General features: G+C 68.2%; 19 protein-coding genes and 2 pseudogenes. 11 read left to right on the top strand and 10 right to left on the bottom strand.

From position 1 onward, the window contains the following. Positions 1 to 13 precede the first annotated feature (13 nt). Together G3N92_RS11670 and G3N92_RS11665 are read right to left on the bottom strand one after the other, a co-directional pair. A complete protein-coding gene (locus G3N92_RS11670) occupies positions 14 to 811 on the bottom strand; it encodes a hypothetical protein (RefSeq protein ID WP_206127627.1) in 798 nt (265 codons plus the stop codon). Positions 812 to 832: 21 nt separating this feature from the next. Then, positions 833 to 1051 carry a hypothetical protein gene (locus G3N92_RS11665; RefSeq protein ID WP_206127626.1) on the bottom strand — a complete coding sequence of 73 codons (219 nt, stop codon included), beginning with the start codon at positions 1049 to 1051 and terminating at the stop codon, positions 833 to 835. 423 nt (positions 1052 to 1474) lie between these two features. On the opposite strand from G3N92_RS11665, the gene G3N92_RS11660 reads away from it, so the two are divergent. From G3N92_RS11660 to G3N92_RS11645, 5 genes are read left to right on the top strand one after another with little or no spacing between them, the layout of a single operon-like run. Continuing rightward, entirely contained in the window at positions 1475 to 1957 is a 483-nt protein-coding gene (locus G3N92_RS11660; RefSeq protein ID WP_339385898.1) for a hypothetical protein, read from the top strand. After that, positions 1912 to 2022: a YadA-like family protein gene (locus tag G3N92_RS35490; protein WP_339385897.1), complete on the top strand. Its 111-nt coding sequence runs from the start codon at positions 1912 to 1914 to the stop codon at positions 2020 to 2022. The genes G3N92_RS11660 and G3N92_RS35490 overlap by 46 nt, the downstream gene beginning before the upstream one ends. After that, on the top strand, positions 2019 to 3161 hold the full coding sequence (locus G3N92_RS11655) for a DUF2827 domain-containing protein (protein ID WP_206127625.1): 1143 nt from the start codon (positions 2019 to 2021) through the stop codon (positions 3159 to 3161). Before G3N92_RS35490 ends, G3N92_RS11655 begins: the two co-directional genes overlap by 4 nt. 21 nt (positions 3162 to 3182) lie before the next feature. After that, positions 3183 to 4334, top strand: a complete 1152-nt coding sequence (locus G3N92_RS11650) for a DUF2827 domain-containing protein (RefSeq protein ID WP_206127624.1) — start codon at positions 3183 to 3185, stop codon at positions 4332 to 4334. Between the two features lie 40 nt (positions 4335 to 4374). Beyond that, positions 4375 to 4884, top strand: coding sequence for a DUF4019 domain-containing protein (locus G3N92_RS11645; RefSeq protein WP_241014739.1), 510 nt, complete (start codon positions 4375 to 4377; stop codon positions 4882 to 4884). A gap of 27 nt (positions 4885 to 4911) precedes the next feature. On the opposite strand, the gene G3N92_RS11640 is transcribed toward G3N92_RS11645, so the two are convergent. Beyond that, positions 4912 to 5832 (bottom strand): LysR family transcriptional regulator, encoded by a 921-nt coding sequence (locus G3N92_RS11640; RefSeq protein ID WP_206127622.1) that lies wholly within the window; start codon positions 5830 to 5832, stop codon positions 4912 to 4914. Positions 5833 to 5946: 114 nt separating this feature from the next. Between G3N92_RS11640 and G3N92_RS11635 the strand changes: the two genes are divergently transcribed. Continuing rightward, positions 5947 to 6993 carry an aldo/keto reductase gene (locus G3N92_RS11635; RefSeq protein ID WP_206127621.1) on the top strand — a complete coding sequence of 349 codons (1047 nt, stop codon included), beginning with the start codon at positions 5947 to 5949 and terminating at the stop codon, positions 6991 to 6993. A 72-nt stretch (positions 6994 to 7065) separates the two neighbouring features. On the opposite strand, the gene G3N92_RS11630 is transcribed toward G3N92_RS11635, so the two are convergent. Then, positions 7066 to 7908 (bottom strand): oxidoreductase, encoded by an 843-nt coding sequence (locus tag G3N92_RS11630; RefSeq protein WP_206127620.1) that lies wholly within the window; start codon positions 7906 to 7908, stop codon positions 7066 to 7068. A gap of 242 nt (positions 7909 to 8150) precedes the next feature. Here G3N92_RS11630 and G3N92_RS11625 point away from each other — a divergent pair, with 242 nt between their 5' ends. Then, positions 8151 to 9056, top strand: a complete 906-nt coding sequence (locus G3N92_RS11625) for an AraC family transcriptional regulator (protein ID WP_206127619.1) — start codon at positions 8151 to 8153, stop codon at positions 9054 to 9056. 23 nt (positions 9057 to 9079) lie between these two features. Here the strand turns inward: G3N92_RS11625 and G3N92_RS11620 are convergent, their stop codons facing one another. From G3N92_RS11620 to G3N92_RS11610, 3 genes are all read right to left on the bottom strand, one after another. Next, on the bottom strand, positions 9080 to 10225 hold the full coding sequence (locus G3N92_RS11620; protein WP_206127618.1) for a DUF2827 domain-containing protein: 1146 nt from the start codon (positions 10223 to 10225) through the stop codon (positions 9080 to 9082). A 132-nt stretch (positions 10226 to 10357) separates the two neighbouring features. Then, the gene (locus G3N92_RS11615; protein WP_206127617.1) at positions 10358 to 10588 is read right to left on the bottom strand and encodes a hypothetical protein; all 231 of its coding nucleotides are present in this window, start codon (positions 10586 to 10588) and stop codon (positions 10358 to 10360) included. A 167-nt stretch (positions 10589 to 10755) separates the two neighbouring features. Next, positions 10756 to 11661, bottom strand: coding sequence for a hypothetical protein (locus G3N92_RS11610; RefSeq protein ID WP_206127616.1), 906 nt, complete (start codon positions 11659 to 11661; stop codon positions 10756 to 10758). 77 nt (positions 11662 to 11738) lie between these two features. Between G3N92_RS11610 and G3N92_RS11605 the strand changes: the two genes are divergently transcribed. Further along, complete coding sequence (locus G3N92_RS11605) at positions 11739 to 12080, top strand: AsnC family protein (protein ID WP_206127615.1); 342 nt, start codon at positions 11739 to 11741, stop codon at positions 12078 to 12080. A 130-nt stretch (positions 12081 to 12210) separates the two neighbouring features. Here the strand turns inward: G3N92_RS11605 and G3N92_RS11600 are convergent, their stop codons facing one another. Beyond that, positions 12211 to 13632: an MFS transporter gene (locus G3N92_RS11600; protein WP_206127614.1), complete on the bottom strand. Its 1422-nt coding sequence runs from the start codon at positions 13630 to 13632 to the stop codon at positions 12211 to 12213. A gap of 267 nt (positions 13633 to 13899) precedes the next feature. Here G3N92_RS11600 and G3N92_RS11595 point away from each other — a divergent pair. Continuing rightward, a pseudogene (locus tag G3N92_RS11595) lies at positions 13900 to 14532 on the top strand (TetR/AcrR family transcriptional regulator); the annotation flags it as partial. A 57-nt stretch (positions 14533 to 14589) separates the two neighbouring features. On the opposite strand, the gene G3N92_RS11590 reads toward G3N92_RS11595, so the two are convergent. Then, the gene (locus G3N92_RS11590) at positions 14590 to 16371 is read right to left on the bottom strand and encodes a phospholipase D-like domain-containing protein (protein ID WP_206127612.1); all 1782 of its coding nucleotides are present in this window, start codon (positions 16369 to 16371) and stop codon (positions 14590 to 14592) included. Positions 16372 to 16514: 143 nt separating this feature from the next. Further along, entirely contained in the window at positions 16515 to 17276 is a 762-nt protein-coding gene (locus tag G3N92_RS11585) for a DeoR/GlpR family DNA-binding transcription regulator (protein ID WP_206127611.1), read from the bottom strand. Between the two features lie 207 nt (positions 17277 to 17483). Here G3N92_RS11585 and G3N92_RS11580 point away from each other — a divergent pair, with 207 nt between their 5' ends. Together G3N92_RS11580 and G3N92_RS11575 are read left to right on the top strand one after the other, a co-directional pair. Then, complete coding sequence (locus tag G3N92_RS11580; protein ID WP_206127610.1) at positions 17484 to 17672, top strand: hypothetical protein; 189 nt, start codon at positions 17484 to 17486, stop codon at positions 17670 to 17672. A gap of 132 nt (positions 17673 to 17804) precedes the next feature. Further along, positions 17805 to 18009 (top strand): annotated as a pseudogene (locus tag G3N92_RS11575) (EamA/RhaT family transporter); the annotation flags it as partial.

Below are 18009 nucleotides of genomic sequence, written 5' to 3'. Positions count from 1 at the left end.
CGTCGTACACCACCTACAAGGCGAACGGCACGACGGCGACGGTCGACAACATCGGCAGCGCGCTCGACAGCATCAACTCGACGGGCATCAAGTACTTCCACACCAACACGTCGACGGGTGCGGCGGATTCGGTGGCGACGGGCGTCGACAGCGTCGCGATCGGCCCGAACGCGGTGGCGAACATCGACAACTCGATCGCGATCGGCAGCGGCGCGATCACCTCGGCGGCAGTGCCGGTCAGCTCGGCCACGGTGGGCGGCATCAGCTTCGGCAACTTCGCGGGCAGCTCGCCGGTGGGCGTGGTGAGCATCGGTTCGCCGGGCTTCGAACGCCAATTGACGAACCTCGCGGCGGGCCAGATCTCGGCCACCAGCACCGACGCGGTGAACGGCAGCCAGCTGTTCCAGACCAACGCGGCGGTCGCCTCGCTGTCGACCAGCCTCAGCAGCGCCGCCTCGTCGTACACGAGCTCGGTGGCGTCGCTGTCGACCTCGACCTCGACCTCGCTGAGCGCGCTGTCCTCGTCCACCTCGACGTCGGTCAGCTCGCTGTCGACCTCGCAGTCGCAGACCGCCTCCTCGGTGTCTTCGCTGTCGAGCTCCACATCGACGACCACCGGTTCGCTGTCCACCGGCCTGTCGACCACCACGAGCAGCGTGGCATCGCTGTCGACCACGACCTCGAGCGGCTTCAGCTCGCTGTCCACGAGCCTGTCGGCGACGAACACGTCGGTCACCTCGCTGTCGAGCAGCCTCGGCACGGTCAGTGCCCAGGTGGCCTCGCTATCGAGCAGCGCGCAGAACAACACCACGCGGTCGCTGAGCTCGGGCGGCTACGCGGCGGACATGTCGGCGGCAGGCGCGCAGGCGCCGTCGGTCACGGCGGGTTCGAACTCGGTCGCATTGGGCCAGGGCTCGACGGACGAAGGCCGCTCGAACGTGGTGTCGGTCGGCAGCGCCACCCAGCAACGCCAGATCACGAATGTCGCGGCGGGCACGGAAGGCACGGATGCCGTCAACCTCAACCAGTTGAATGCGCTGTCGACGTCCACGTCCCAATCGTTCGCCAATCAGCAGAGCCAGATCAACTCGCTCGGTTCGCAGTTGCAGCAAACGCAGCAGGCGGTCCAGCAGACCGACAAGATGGCGCGTCAGGGTATCGCCGCCGCCACCGCGCTGACGATGCTGCCGCAGGTCGAACCCGGCAAGACGGTCAACATGGCGATCGGCGTCGCCCGGTTCGCGGGCGAATCGGGCATGGCGTTCGGCGCCAGCGCGCACGTGACGACCAACGGCATCCTGAAGCTGGGCGTCGGTATCTCCGGTCAGAACAAGACCTACGGCGTCGGCTACGGATACAGCTGGTGATCGCCGGCGGGCTCGATCCGCGCCCGCCGCGCCGAGGGACAACCGACCGCCCCGTCTCGTATTTCGCGAGACGGGGCGGTCGGGCGTTCCGGAACCCGGCGGCATCGATGAACGCGATCGGCCATGCCGCCGACATGCCGGCGCCGGCTTCGCAAGCCGCGTCCGCCGCGGCGGCGTCGAACCCGGTCGCACCCGGCCAAAGCCCGGCGGCGGCCGGCCGCACGAACACGCCATCCGCAGGCAGCACCGCGCCGCAACGCAAGGGCGCCGACGTCGAGGCGGGCGCCGAAGGCATGGACGCCGCGACCTTCAACCAGTTGAATACGCGCCCCGCTTCTATGTCACAATCGATCGCCGGTCGGCAGAGTCGGATCGACTCGCCGGGCTCGCAGTTGCAGACGACGCAGCGATCGGTCCGTCAGGCCGACAAGATGGCGTGCCAAGGCATTGCCGCCGCCACCGCGCTGACGATGCTGCCGCAGGTCGAGCCGGGCAAGACGGTCACGCTGCGATCGGCGTCGCGCGCTTCGCGGGCGAATCCGGCATGGCGATCGGTGCAAGCGCGCATCTGGCAGCCAACGGCATTCTGAAACTGGGCATCGGCGTCTCGGGGCAGAACAGGACGTACGGTGTCGGATATGGATACAGCTGGTGATCGACTCCTTTCAAGCCACGCCCGGCAGCACCGACAGACGCCTGACCATCGGCATCTCGCTCTTCGCGAGAGACGGCCAGGCGATCTGGGAAAACGGCATCCACCAGAACATCGCGTTTCTCGCGATGATGCTTCGTAAATCCGGCCGCATCGGCCAGATCTACTTCCTCAACGGCGGCGACGCCAGCCAGATCCCCACCGGCCTCGATTTCGGCGGCCTCGACGTGCCGCTCGTCAACCCGCGCGATGTCTCGCACGAGCTCGACGTGGTGATCGAAATGGGCGCGCAGTTGCAGGTGGATTGGCTGAAGTACATGAAGACGCTCGGCAAGAAGCTCATCATGTGCTTCGTCGGCAATGTGTACGCGGGCCTCTGCGAAACGCCAATCTTCAACCAGCCTTCGAGCCACATCTTCAACGGCGGCCCGTACGACGAAGTCTGGATGCTGCCGAAGGACGACAAGACAGCGAAGCCGCTGCTGCGCACGCTGATGCGCGTGCCGGTGCATTCGATGCCGCATATCTGGTCGCCGCACTTCGTCGCGCGCCGCGCCGCCGCGCTGGCCGAGGAAGGCATCCGCTTCGGTTACCAGCCGGGCCGCGCGAGCTGGCGGCTGGCCACGCTGGAGCCGAACATCTCGGTGGTCAAGAGCTGCCACTATCCGATGCTGGTGGCCGAGGAGTTCTACCGCGCCCAGCCGGACGCGGTGCAGCACCTGTTCGTGGTCAACGCGATGCATATGAAGGAGCACCGCACGTTCGTCCACTTCGCCAACAGCCTCGATCTCGTGCGCCATCACAAGGCCACCTTCGAGCCGCGCGTGGAGGTGCCGTCGTTCCTCGCCCAGCACGCCGACGCCATCATTTCCCATCAGTGGGAAAACCCGCAGAACTACCTCTACTACGACGCGCTGTACGGCGGCTATCCGCTGATCCACAATTCGCCGATGCTCGGCGATGCCGGCTACTACTACCCGGAGTTCGATTCGGCCACGGGCGGCCGCGTGCTGCACCAGGCCTGGCGCGAGCACGACGCGAATTTCGCCGCCTATCGCGCGAAGGCCGATGCCGTGCTGCAGCGCGTGTCGATCGATCATCCGGCGAATCTCGACGCCTACGTCGAACGCCTCGTTGCCTGACAGAATCCGCGGAGAACCTGCATGTCCGATAGTCCCGTCCGTGACCTGCCGAACGGCGGCAAGCGTCTCGTCGTCGGCGTCTCGCTGTACGTGCGCGGCGCCGGCCAATCGCTGTGGGAAAACGGTATTTTCCAGAACTGTCTGCTGCTGGTGCTGCTGCTGCGCCAGTCGCCGCTCGTCGCCGACGCAGTGATGGTGAACGGCGGCGGCACCGAGCCGGCCGACCCGCAAATGATGCTCGGCGAATGGAACGTGCCGCTGATCTCGATGGACGAGGCGATGGCGCGCTGCGACGTGCTGATCGAAATGAGCGCGCAGTTCAACGCCGATTGGATCGCCACCTATCGGGCGCGCGGCGGCAAGGTCGTCACGATGCGCGTGGGCAACGATTACGTGATCGACATCGAGCGCGCGATGTTCGACAAGCCGTCCGGTTTCCTGTTTTCGGGCGCGCACTACGACGGCGTGTGGACGATTCCCGAATTCGAGCACTCGTGCCGCCACTACCTCGAAACGGGGCTGCGCCGCGCGGTCACGATCGTGCCGCACATCTGGCATCCGATGCTGTTCGACAAGGCGCGTGCCACGCTGGAGGAAGGCCGCGGGTTCGGCTATCGGCCGGGCCGGCAGCGCTGGCGCGTGGCCATCTTCGAGCCGAACATCTGCATGGTGAAAACCAGCATCGTGCCGATGCTGATCGCCGAGGCGGCCTATCGCGCGGAGCCGTCGTTCGTGGAATTCGTGCGCGTGTGCAACACGCTGCACCTGAAGGATCACACCACGTTCGTGCATTTCGCGCGCAGCCTCGACATCGTCAACCACAGCCTGGCCACGTTCGAAGGCCGCTTCGCGCTGTACGAATTCATGTCGCAGCACGGCGACGCCGTCGTTTCGCACACCTGGGAAAACGCGCAGAACTATCTGTATTACGAACTGTTGTACGGCGCGTATCCGCTCGTCCACAACTCGCCGTTTCTCGGCCAGTGCGGCTATTTCTATCCGGATTTCGACTGCGAGGAAGGCGGCCGCCAGTTGCTGCGCGCGTTCCGCGAACACGACGCGAACCTGGATGCCTACCGCGAACACGCGGCGCACCTGCTGCATTCGGTCGACATCTACAACCCCGACAACGTCGCCGCCTACACGGACGCGCTCGCCGCGCTCTACCGTTGAGGCTGGCGCGCGGCATGCTCAACCGGTATCAGGAGGCCCATTGAAATCGATCCTCGTTCGCGGCGCCGCGCTGTGCGCCTTCGCGGCCTGCGCGCCGCTCGCCCTGGCCCAATCGCAGCCGCCGGCGCCGGCCGCGCAATCGCTGTCGCTCGCGCCGGTCAACGCCGGCACCTCGGCCGACGAACTGCTGCGCGACGGCGACTACGCGCTCCAGTTGATCGACGCCGGCCGCTTCCAGGATCTCTGGAACGACGCCGCGCCGTTCGTCAAGCAGCGCTACGACGAGAAGCGCTTCGCCAGCGACATGCAGGGGTCGCGCCAGACGGTCGGCCAGATCAAGGGCCGCGGCTGGGCCGCCGTCACGCGCATCATCTACACCGGCGCCAAGGACGTGCCGGACGGCCTCTATGCGAACGTCGACTACGCCACCACGCAGGTGTCGGGCAAGGTGGTGTACGAGAAGGTCAGCTTCCGGCTCGAGAACGACGGCCGCTGGCATCTGACGGGCTACGTGCCGCGCGTCGCGCAGGGCGCGATTCCGGGCAACTGAGCCGCAGCCCTCGGCGCGACGTGACGCTCAGGCCTCCTCGCCGTCGAGGTAGGGCGTCAGCACCTGCTCCAGCCATTCCATGAACACGCGCACCCGGCGCGACAGGTTGTGCCGGTGCGCGACCACCAGCCAGACCGGCAACGGCGCCGGCCGGAACTCGGGCAGCACCTCCACCAGTTCGCCGCGCTCGATGAACGGCCCGAGCCGCGACCGGCTCGCCTGAATCAGGCCGATGCCGGCCACGCCGGCCGCGTAATACGTCTGCACGCTGTTCACGCTGAGCGCGCACGGCAGCGCGAGCGTCGCGGGCCGGCCGCGCGCCACGTATTCCCACAGCGCCGAACGATGGCCGAACGTCGAGGTGTAGAACACCATGCGATGGCCGCGCTCGGACAGCTCGCGCAGGCTGCGTGGCGTGCCGAAGCGCTTCAGGTAGCCGGGGCTCGCCGCGTTGACCATCCGCAGGGTGCCGAGCCGCCGCGCCACCAGCGTGTCGTCCACCAGGCCGCCGATGCGCAGCACGCAATCGATCCCCTCCTGAATCAGGTCCACGCGCCGGTCGGTGCTCGACAGCTCCAGCACCACCTCGGGATGCGCCTCGATGAACGCCGGCAGCGCCGGCACCACCATGGTTCGCGCCAGCTCGGTGGGCAGATCCACGCGCAGCCGGCCGCGCAGCGGCGTGTCGTGACGCGCCGTGAACATCGTCTGCAGCGCATCCGCGTCGGCCAGCAGATCCCGCGCGCGCTGGTAGAACGCCTGGCCGTCCTCGGTCAACTGCACGGTGCGCGTCGAGCGATGCAGCAGCCGCGCGCCCAGCTCCGCCTCCAGCGCGCGCACCGTGTTCGACGCCCGCCCCTTCTGGATGCCGAGGCTCTCGGCCGCCCGCGTGAAGCTGGCCATTTCGGCCACGCGCACGAAGATCCGCAGCGAATCGAGGTTCTGCATTGTGATGTTTGAAAATAACAGTGCGTTCAGATTGGCGCACTTTATCGCATCGGATCGCGAGCGCATAGTGAGCGGCTTACGGCTGGCGCCGCCGGCCGATCGACGGAGATCTCGATGCGTTACAACCAACTTGGCAACACCGGACTGTTCGTGTCCGAAATCTGTCTCGGCACGATGACGTTCGGCAGCCCGGGGCAGGAAGGCATGTGGGGCAGCATCGCCAGCGTCGGCCAGGACGCCGCCGACACGATCGTCGAGCGCAGCCTCGCCGCCGGCGTCAATTTCATCGATACGGCCGACGTCTACTCGTTCGGCGAATCGGAAAAGATCCTCGGCCAGTCGCTGAAGCATCTCTCGGTGGCGCGCAAGGACGTGGTGCTCGCCACCAAGGTGTTCGCGCAGGTCGGCAACGGCCCGAACGATCGCGGCGCCTCGCGCGGCCATATTCTAGATTCGGTCGAGGCGAGCCTGGAACGCCTGCAGACGGATTACATCGATCTGTACCAGATCCACGGCACCGACACCGTCACGCCGCTCGACGAAACGCTGCGCACCTTCGACGATCTGATCTCGCGCGGCCTGGTGCGCTATATCGGCGTGTCGAACTGGCAGGCGTGGCGCGTGGCGAAAGCGCTCGGCATCGCGGCCAAGCACGATTACGCGCGCTACGAAAGCGTTCAGGCCTACTACTCGATCGCGGGCCGCGATCTCGAACGCGAGCTGGTGCCGATGATGCACGAGGAAAAGCTCGGGCTGATGGTGTGGTCGCCGCTCGCGGGCGGCCTGCTGTCGGGCAAGTTCGGCCCCGGCTCGAGCGACGCCGAAGGCCGCCGCGCCAACTTCGATTTCCCGCCGGTCGACAAGGATCGCGCCTGGGCCTGCGTCGCGGCGATGCGCCCGATCGCCGAGAAGCACGGCGTGAGCGTGGCCACCATCGCGCTGGCCTACGTGCTGAGCAAGCCGTTCGTGACGACCGTGATCACCGGCGGCAAGCGGCTCGACCAGATCGAGCAGAACCTGGCCGCCGCCGACGTGAAGCTCGATGCGGACGATCTCGCGAAGCTCGACGACGTCAGCGCGCTGGCGCCCGAGTATCCGGGCTGGATGCTGGCGCGCCAGGGCGCCAACCGCGTGCCGCAGCCGTTCACGCCGAAGGCCTGAGCCTGACGCGCGCGCCCGGGTTCCGGCCCGGGCGCGCTCGCCTACCTCACTTGCCCATCTCGCTTGCCAGCGTCAGGCCGCCGGGAAATCGGTGCCTTGCGACACGTCCTTCCATTGCTCGAACTCGGCGCGCAGCGCCTCGAGCTTGGTCTGCACGAGTTGATAGGCATCCGAACCAAGCAGCAGACGCAGCGGCGGCGCTGCCTCGCCCACGATCCGGATGATCGCCGCCGCGCCGCGCGCCGGATCGCCCGGCTGCGTGCCCGAATAGCTGTGCGCCTGGGCGCGGCGCTTGCCGGCCGTCTCGGCGTAATCGTCGATCACCGTCTTCGATTCGATCAGCGAACGGCCCGCCCAGTCGGTGCGGAACCGGCCCGGCTCGACGATCGTCACGTGAATGCCGAGCGGCTTGACCTCGCCCGCCAGCGCCTCCGAGAAGCCTTCCACCGCGTACTTCGAGGCGTGGTAATAGCCGGTGGCCGGAAACGCCATCAGCCCGCCCACCGACGACACGTTGATCACATGCCCCTGCCGGCGCGCCCGCATGCCGGGCAGCACATGGCGCGTCAGCGAGAACAGGCCGAACACGTTGGTTTCGAACTGGCGGCGCACTTCGTCGTCCTCGCCTTCCTCGATCGCCGAGAAATAGCCGTAGCCGGCGTTGTTGACCAGCACGTCGATGCGGCCGAAATGGGCCTCTGCATCGGCCACGGCGCGCCGGATCGCCGCCTCGTCGGTCATGTCGAGCGGCAGCACCAGCGCGCGCTCGCCGTAAGGCGCGGCGAGCGCCTTCAGCGTGTCGGGCCGGCGCGCCGTCAGCACCGCGCGCCCGCCCTGCTCCAGCACCTGCTGCGCCAGCTCGCGGCCGAATCCCGTCGAACAACCCGTAATGAACCAGACGTTTTCTTGTTTCATGGAGCCTCCTGGAAATGATCGGATCGACAGCCCGCGCCGCCCGGAACCGGCTGCGGCACGACGGCTGCACGGAAACCATTGTTGCGCCGCGGCCCGCCCGCGGCCAGCCAACATCGCACCAATCTCTTGTGCGATCCTGCCATTCCACCGAAACCCCACACGCGGCGAACGCCCGCTTGTTGCACGATCCTGCCGATTCCCCTAGGCTGCGGACATCGACCGAACCACCCGGGAACGCCACCATGGAACCGCTGCTGACTGCGATGCGCGACGCGATCGAGCGCCATTGCGCCTCGCCGTATCAAACGACGCCGATCCCCGGCCTGCGCATCTTCCGGATCACGCGCACCACGCCGCCCGATCGCGCGCTCTACGATCCGCGCATCCTGCTGGTGGTGCAGGGGGCGAAATGGGTGGGCTTCGGGGAGGTGTCGTTTCTCGCCACGCCCGAGCATTTCCTCGCGGTGACGGTCAACATTCCGGTCACGACCTGCATGCAGATGACCGAGGACGGCAAGCCGCATCTGGCGCTGACGCTGAGCCTCGACCGCGCGCTGCTGGCCGACGTGCTGCAGCGCGTGGCGGCCGAACCGGTGGCGAACGCATCGCCGCCGGCCGCGCTGGCCGCCGCGCCGCTGAACGCCGCGCTGCTCGAACCGTTCGCGCGGCTGCTGAAGCTGCTCGATCATCCCGAGGAGATCGATTTCGTCGCGCCGCTGGTGGTGCGCGAAATCTATTACCGGCTGCTGACCGGCGGCCTCGGCGAAACGCTGCTGCAGTTCGCGCTGAACAGCTCGCACGTCGCGAAGATCGGCCGCGTGACGGAATGGATCAAGGCGCACTACGCCGAGCCGATGAGCATCGACGCGCTGGCGGAGCTGGCCGGCATGAGCGTGACGTCGTTCCATCGCCACTTCAAGAACCTGACCTCGATGACGCCGATTCAATACCGCATGCAGATCCGCCTGCGCGAGGCGCGGCGCATGCTGATTTCGGAGGGGGAAGGCGCGGGCGCGATCGGCCTGAAGGTGGGCTACGAGAGCCAGTCGCAGTTCAGCCGCGACTACAAGCGCCTGTTCGGCGCGCCGCCGGCCAGCGACGCGGCGCGGCTCGGCAACGGCCAGATGGCGAGCGCCCAACCGGCGTAGCGCCAGGGTTGCTCAGGCGCGCATCACGCGCCCGCCAAGCCCACCAGGTTCGCCAGCAGCAGATCGTAATCGGCCACCAGCGCCGGGTTCTCCGACGTGTAGCGGCGCAGCAGCGCGCGCTGCTGCTGCCGGTAGTGCGCCCAGTCGGCGTCGTGTTCGCGCAGCACGCGTGCGAGCACCTTCGCGCCGGCCTGCACGTCGTTTTCCGGGTAGTAGTAGCCGAGATCCTGCACCAGATGCGCGTTGTGGACGAGCGGATAGCCCTGCCAGCACACGTCGAAATAGAAATAGTTGAGCGGGTTTTCCCACTGATGCGACACCACCGCGTCGGTGAACTCCGACAGGAATTGCGGCGTGTCGAAACGGCCCACGAAGCTGGCCTTGCCCGCGCGCACGATCTCCAGGTAATTCATCAGCATGACGAACTCCTGGCTGCGCTGCGCGATGTGATCGGCGTTGGTGACGTGCGTGAACGACACGGCCTCGGGATCGCGCCGGAACACCTCGTCGATGATCAGCATCGGATAGAGGCAGAACTTCACGACGTCGTGGTTCGGCTCCATCACCGTGAGCCGCTTGGCGGCCTGCCCGCTCGGCCGGTATTCGCCGTGCTCGGGCAGCGCGCGCGCGCGCTCGGTCAGGAACATCGGATCCCAGACGAACGGCACCACGCGCCCCGGGCAGCGGCGCAGCGATTGCAGGAACGGCAGCGAATTCGGCGCGATCTGCGGAATCGCCCACACCTCGTCGTAGCCGCGATTGATGAACAGCGAATCCCACAGCTTGCGGCCGAACAGGATCGATTGCGTGGCGTGAATATATTCGAAGCCGCAGCAATAGCTGACGAGCTTCGCGCCGCGCGCCTTCAGATAGGCGGTTTGCTCGCCGTCGATCTGCCCGCCCAATTCGATCAGGACATCGAGCGAATCCTTCATCTCGGCGAAGCTGCGCGTGTCGAACGCCGCGCGATCCCACGGCAGGCCCTCGCTCAGCGAAACATCGGTGGTGTTGACCAGCGTGACGCGATAGCCGTGCGGCGAAGCCATCAGCAGCTTCGCCAGATAGAGCGCGTTCTGCTTGATGCCGTTGATCCAGAGGCTTTCGTTCGGCTCGCGCAGGCCGATCGTGATACCGATGCGCAGGCCGTTCAAGTCGACAGGAGCAGTCATGGCGGATGAGCGGAAAGGAAAGGCGCCGCCGCGCGGGCGCGCGCGACGGCGGGCATCGGCACAGCATACGCGCACGACGCGCCACCGCACGGCATACCTGAAGGGCGAACCGCGGCGCGCGCCGCGCTCGCCTCAGTAATGCCGGGTGCCGCGCACACTGACGGCCGTATCGAACAGCTCCTGCGCGCGCGCCAGCTCGTCGAGCGCGCGGTCGAGCCGCGATTGCGCCGCGGCATATTCGGCGCTTTCCGGGTTGTCTTCCTGATCGCCGCGCACCGCGCGGAATGCGAGATCGACGTTGCGCGTCGCCTCGACGTAACGCTGGGCGGCAAGCGCCTCGCGCGAATGACCGATGTTCGCCATGCACCTTCCTCCTCGGGCCTGCCCGTCGGCAAGCCGGCTGCGCGCGCTGCGATGCAGGCACGCGGGCATCAATCCCGCTCGCCGCGACGCTGCACCATGCAGCGGCCGCGGAAGCGACTTCCGAGCCTGGCCGTCATTCGGTCGCGCGGCGCCGAGGCCGCGCGGCGCTAGAGCAACAGGTTGCCCTGCGCGCTGCCTGGAATGGCGAATGCCGGCGCCGGTTCGGGCGCGGGAAGTTCGAACAGATCGCGCGTCGAGCCGCGCGCCGGTTCGGCCGGCGGCCGGCCGCGCAGCCGCTTCACGAAATCCGTGTAGACGGCCACCGGCTCCACCACCGGCAAGTCGAACAGATCGCGCGTGAAACCGCGCGACTGTGCCCCGGCCGAACGCCCGCGCAGGCGCTCCACCAGATCGACATAGGTTTCGAAATCGCCCTCGCGCGCCGCCTTGCTCACGCGCGCGAGATCGCGCGCCTTGACCACCGTGGGCTGCGCGAGCCGCACCGTGTACGGCGCGTCCAGTTCCACCGCCAGCGCCACCGGGTAGCTGCGCGCGCCCGGCTCCGCCGTGCGCGCCACGCAATCCACCACCACGGCCGATTGCGCCGCGCCGAGCGGCTTGCCGGTGACGGTGCTGCGCAGGTTGTCGGGCGTCACGCGCAGGCGCGTGCCGACGCCGAGCGGCGCGGCCGACGCGCACACCAGCGCGTAGTGCTGCTCGCGGCGGCGGCCCGACGGCAAGGTCGGGCGGCTCGTGATGAACGCATACGGCGGCAATTGACGCACCTGCCCGCCCGCATCCACCCAGGCATTCCACAGCAGCATCGCGCGCGGGCCCACTTCCACCACGCGCGAACGGTTCGCCACCGGCGTGAACAGCGCGGCGAGCGAGCCCGCACGATGCGCGGCCACCTGCACGCTGCTGCCGAGCGGCTGCCCGATGCCCCACAGAAACCGCCCGCCGCCGAGCCGACGCTCCCACTCCTTGCGGAGTACGGCAGTCGACAGATCCTCGCCGAATTCGGCGCCGATCCGGGTCCAGCAAAACGTGGGGGGCAGGTGTTTCAGTGTCATCAACGCTCTCGGTACTGCGGCCCGATCTTGCGACAAGGCATTTCAATAAGCGCTACTGTATAGTTATAATGCATGACATGGAAGCCCCGGATCACAATTTTTCGGTTCATGCATTGCTCGACAGGCTGCGGGCAGATCCGCGCTCGTCCAGCGAAATAGCAAGGCTTTGCGGGGTCAGCCAGCCAACCGTGTCGCGCCTCCGGCTGTCCGACGGGCAACGTCTTCGGCGCAGCGAACCATTCATTAAGCTATGCAGTTTCTACGGAATGGAAGCGCCGTCGTCGGGCATGCGTACCGGCAATTACGACGAGCGGCTGCGCGATGCGATCGTGGAGGCGTGGGATGGGTCGGACGAACACGGCCGGGCGTTGATGGTCGTGATCCAGGGCCTGAAGGGCCTGGGCACCAAGCCCGGGTAGCGGCGCGGGCCAGGCCGCGACGCCCGGCACGCCACGCGCGGCCCAGAAATGCAAACGCGCCCGGGGTGGTTCACCCGGGCGCGTTGTCGTTACGGCGGAAGAAGATGCCGGCGCGGCGGCCGGCGGAATGTCAGTGCGAGATCCGCTCCAGCGCGATGCCCTTGGTGCGCGGCCCCATCAGCCCGATCGACGCCATCACGATCAGCATCGCCGCCGAGATGAACGCGAACACGCCGGCCGTGCCGAAGCCGTTCAGCACCGAGGCGATCACGAACGACGTGAAGATCGCCGAGAAGCGGCTCCACGAGTACACGAAGCCCACCGCCCGCGCGCGGATCGCCGTGGGGAACAGCTCGGCCTGATACGCGTGGAAGCTGTACGACATGATGTTGTTGGCGAGCGTGAGGCCGATGCCGAGCAGCACCAGCACGCCGGCCGTGCCGCTCCGGCTGAACAGCAGCCCGCAAACAATCGCCGCGCCCGCCATCGCCACGATCACGTGCTTGCGCTCGAAGCGGTCGCCGATCAGCAGCCCCAGCAGCGGCCCCACCGGCGCGGCCAGCGCGATCACGCTCGAATACATCAGGCTCGTGGTGACGGTGATGCCCTGCTTGATCAGCAGCGTCGGCACCCAGTTCGCGAAGCCGTAGAAGCCCACCGTCTGGAACACGTTGAAGATCGTCATCATGACGGTGCGGCGGCTGTACGGCGCCACCCACATGTCGGCGAAGCGCCCGCGCGCGATCACCGCCTCGGCCGGCCCCGGCGGCGGCAGCGGGCGGCCGTATTCGGCCTCCACCTTCGCCTCGAGCGCGCGCATCACCTGATCGGCCTCGGCCAGCCGCCCCTGCTGCGCGAGCCAGCGCGGGCTTTCGGGCAGCGCGCGGCGGATCCACCAGACGAAGATCGCCCCATGCGCGCCGATCAGCACCACCCAGCGCCAGCCGTCCAGGCCGAACGGCGCATGCGGCACCAGTTGATAGGCGAGAAACGCCACCACCGGCACCGCGCAGAAGCCCACCGCCTGCTCGCAGGCGAACGCGCGCCCGCGAATCTCCTTCGGTACCAGCTCGGAGATATACGTGCCGATCGTCACCATCTCCACGCCGAGCCCGAGGCCCACCACGAAGCGCCAGAAGTTCAGGCCGCCGGCCGTGTCCTGGAACGCCATCACCACGTTGGCGGCCGTGTACCACAGCAGCGACCACGTGAACACGGCGCGGCGGCCGTAGCGGTCGGCCAGGAAGCCGCAGGCGATCGTGCCGATGAACAGCCCCGCGAACAGCGCGGCGATGAAGCTCGCCACGCCGGTGGTGCCGAACAGGCCGTGCGTGCTCGACGAGAGAATGCCGCTCTTGACGAGGCCCGGCGCGACATAGCCGCTGTAGAGCAGGTCGTACAACTCGAAGAAGAAGCCGAGGCTCAGCAGCACCACGAGTTTCCAGACCGTGCGCGTGGGCGGCAGGCGGTCGAGGCGCGCGGCGATCTCGCCGGCGTGGGTCGCGGTGGCGCCGGCGGGGGCGGAAGAGGAAGCGTGTTCGGTGGAAGCCATGCGGGCGCGTCTCCGGGCGGTCTTGTCGTGATGAACGGCGTGGGCCGGTCGCGGCTGCCGTTCGTCGCGCATTGTACCGGGGCGGGACGCGCGCACCGGCCTGCCGGCGCGGATTCGGGTGCCGCGAAACCCGCCCGAACCGGCCCCGGAGGCGGCCGGAAGCCCCTCGGGGCGCGTGCTAGAATGCGCCGAACCAGCCGCCGACACCAACACATGACACAAGGTAGCAAGCCCGACGCGCCAGAAGGCGCCGTTCCGCCCGGAGGCAGGCGGCGCGAATCCCGGCGCAAATACGACCCCGAACAAACCAAGCGCAACATCCTCGATGTGGCGACGCAGGAGTTTTCGGCGATGGGTCTGACCGGCGCGCGCGTCGACGCGATCGCCGAGCGCACCAACACCACCAAGCGGATGCTGTACTACTACTTCGGCAGCAAGGAAGGGCTGTACGAGGCGGTGCTGGACAAGGTCTACGGCGACATCCGCGCGCTGGAAGTGGAACTGAACGTCGGCGAGCTGCCGCCCGCGGACGGCATGCGCCGCCTCGTCGAATTCACGTTCGACTATCACGACAAGCATCGCGATTTCGTGCGCCTCGTCTCGATCGAGAACATCCACGGCGCGAAATACATCGAACAACTGACGACCTTCAAGGATCGCAACGTCAGCATCATCAAGACGCTCGAGGCGCTGCTCGCGCGCGGCGCCGAAACCGGCGCGTTCCGCGCCGACATCGATGCGTTCGACCTGCACCTGATGATCAGCTCGTTCTGCTTCCACCGCGTCTCGAACCGCTACACGTTCGGCGCCGCGTTCGGCCGCGATCCGTCCGCGCCGCGGCTGCGCGTGCGGCACCGCGCCATGATCGTCGACAGCGTGCTGCGCTACATCACCGCCTGATTTCCACCTGCGCGCGCGGCCACCGGGCCGCGCGACGCCCTTCGCTTACCGCTTCCCTCAGCCCCCGGCCAGCGCCGCCCGCGCCTTCGCCTCCGGGCTGCCCTCGACGAAATACTTCTTCGCCCAGCGCGCATCGGGCTGCAACGCCAGCGTCGGGTGGGCCTGCGCGTGCGTCGTGCCGGTGCGCTGCGCCTCGATCGCCAGCGCCCGCGCGCGATAGTGCTCGTACAGCCGCAGGAATTCGGCCAGATAGGTGCCGGCGATGCGCGCGTCGCGAATCTCGAGCAGGTTCTCGTCGTTGTAGTGTTCCGAGTTCGCGCTCATGTTCGCCGAGCCCGTGTAGACGATCGGGTTCTCGCCCTCGGCGTCGATCACGATGAATTTGTGGTGGATCACCACCGGCGGATAGGCCGGCGCGGGCTCGCCCGGGAACAGCCGCAACTCGGGTTCGAAGCCTTCTGGCACGGTGGCCGGCGAGAAATACTCGGCGTCGATCACGTCGCGGTTGTCGCGGCTGCGGTGGTACAGCTCCAGGTTGGCGAGCTTCGACGCGTCGAGCGTCTTGCCGTCGTGCTGATCGGCCTCGGCCGCCTGCGCGCCGCTCGCGCTGATCCGGTTGACGAGGCCGAACATCATCAGCCCCGCGTCGCCCGCCTTGAAGCACGCGTCGCGCAACGGCGCGTCGGTCGGCATGAACAGGCAGAACACCACCGAATGCTTGGCGGCCTCGATCGCCGCGACGATCGTGTCGATCTCGATGCGCGACTTACCCGGCTCCGGCGAGAACGCCACGCGCACGGCGGCCGAGCCGACCTGCGCCGGCTCCGACCAGCCGCTCGCGAGCTTCGCCGTGTCGGCGATCGACGGATTCGACGCGAGCGCGTGCGCGCGGTCGTTGTAGAGGCCGGCCAGAATCGCCGAATCGAACGAATGCAGCACGTTCGCCTGCTCGGTCAGGCCTTCGGTCGTGAAGTTGGCCGAGCCGGTCAGCAGGCGCGCCGGCTGCGGATCGCTGCCGCCGCCGTCGGTGACGATGAACTTGTCGTGCATGATGCGCGTGCGGTCGCGCGGCGCGAGGATCGCGAGGTCCTTCAGCGCATCCACGGCCGGCTGGTTCGGCGACGGCAGCGGCGGCTTGCCCTTGCGCGCGGTTTCGTGCGCGTCGTACACGATCGCCAGCGCGTCCTTGCCGTGCGCCTTGCCGAACGCCTCGAACGCCGGGATCGCCCACAGCGTGTCGGTCAGGTGATACACGGCGGAAGCCGCCCGCGTGGCCGGCTCGAGCATCGCGCCGAACACCTGCTGCAGATCGTTGGCGAGCCAGGTGCGCAGGGCCAGCGCCTGCGCGGCGGTGGGCGTGTCGTGCTCGCCGAGGCCGAGCGCCGCCACCTGCCGCGCGAACGCCTGCGAGCTGACCACCGCGCGGTTGAACCAGGTGCCCACGCCGTCCACCACGTGATCGGGCAGCGTCAGCGCGCAATGGCCGGCCTCGGCGTCGAGCACCTGCAGCGCGTCGGGCGTGCCGACCACCGGGAACACGTCGTAGCGGAACGCCTGGCCGCGATCGGGCGGATCGATGCGCGCATCCCACCACATGAATTTCTGGATCGGCGCCTGATCGGTGGGCGCGTCGCGCTGCGTGTCGGCCACCGGGCCGTCGAACGTCAGGCGGTTCGGCAGCCAGCTGCTGGCCGCGCGCGTCTGGCCGTCCGCACTGTGGAAGCCCGGCGTGCGGCGGATCGCGAAACCGAGGAAATCGGCGCGGTTCGCCGCCTGCGGCCAATCGAAGGCCAGCAGCACGAGGGTGGGGGACAGGTAACTGCGCACGGTGACGGACATCGGCTCGCTCCTCGGCTCGGTGGAACGGCCAGTGTCGCGGGCTTGCTTGCCATCGGGATGACGCAACGATGACGTTTACGTGTCGCTGTCATGAAGCGGGCGGGCCGCGTTCGTTGCGCCGAACCGGTTCGGATCGGGCCGGTTCAGGCGTCGCAGACGATCAGTTCGATCCCGCGCGCGGCCAGGGCGCGGCGCACGGCCTTGTCGGGCGAGCGGTCGGTCACGAGGTAGCGGGTGTTGTCGATGCCGTTGATGCGCACCGGCGTGACGCGCCCGAACTTCGAGTGATCGGCCACCACCACGGCCGTGGCGGCCGAGGCCAGCATCCGGCTGCGCACCTCGGCGGCGATCCGCGAATAGTCGGTCAGGTCACCGTCCTGCGTCACGCCGCCCGCGCCGACGAACGCGAAATCGACGTGGTACTGCGCCAGTTGCTGGATCGTGTCGAGGCCGAACGTGGCGTCCTCGTCGTCGGACAGCTCGCCGCCGAGCAGCGTGACGCGGTTCTCGTTGCGGCGCGCCAGCGCGAAGGCGATTCGCCAGTCGTTGGTGTAGACGGTCAGGCGGTGGCGGTCGTTCAGCGCGAGCGCCACGGCGTGCGTGGTGCTGCCCGAATCGAGCAGCACCGATGCGCCGTCGGGCACGAACTCGGCCGCGCGGCGGCCGATCGACTGTTTCGCGTCGGCGTGGGCGGCCTGGCGCTCCGACAGGCTCGGCTCGCGGCGGTCGGCGGCCAGCGCGCCGCCGTGGGTGGTGACCACCAGGCCGCGCGTGGCCAGCGCGTTCAGGTCGCGGCGAATCGTTTCCCGCGACACGCCGAGCGTGCGCACGAGTTCGGCGACCGACAGGGCGCCCGAGCGGGAAAGTTCGGACAGGATGTATTGATGACGTTGTTCTGCGAGCATGAAACGGTCCGGAATCGCACCGAAAACCACGGGGCGGCCTATTGTAGTACGGCTAATTGACAGGATTGTGAGCATGCGGCCGGCCGCGCGCCGCCCGGCTGCCCGCGACGCGCTGCAAAGCAGTGTTGCAGCCACGCTGTTCAATGGGGCGCGCACGCGTTGTTACACTCGCCGCTCGCCGAACCATCCGCTCCCGGAGCCTTGACCATGCCACAACCCGCCGCCGCCCTCGCCATCCGCTTCCCGGCCGAACGCCTGAACGACGGAGCCGGCGATCCGTACTGGATCGACTTCACGTTCGACGAGGCGCACCAGTTGCACGCGCAACTGGCCGCGCAGCGCGCCGGTGCGCAAGCGGCCCGGACGGCCGACGCCACCGCCTTCACGCTCGCCTGACCCCGCACGGCGCGGCCGAGGCAGGCAGGCCGCCCGCGCCCCCGTTGCAGATTTCGACAAGACGCGCCGCCCCGGCGCGCCGATACTGCGCGCTTCCCGTTTTACGCGCGCCAGCCGCGCCCGCCCCGCCTCATGCCTGCCCTGCTTGCCGCTGCCGCGTTCGTCGCGCTCTGGTCCACCGGTTTCGTGGTCGCGCGCGCGATCCATCCTTACGCCGATCCCAATCTCTATCTGCTGGCCCGCTTCGGCGGCACGGCGCTGCTGTTCGCCGCGATCGCGCTCGTCACGCGGGCGCGCTGGCCGGTGGGCCGCGAATGGGGCCGGCACCTGCTGGCCA

Origin of the sequence: Burkholderia sp. Ac-20379 (genome assembly GCF_017104645.1) — a bacterium.
Classification (GTDB): domain Bacteria; phylum Pseudomonadota; class Gammaproteobacteria; order Burkholderiales; family Burkholderiaceae; genus Burkholderia.
This window is presented reverse-complemented; position numbering and strand designations above follow the sequence as displayed.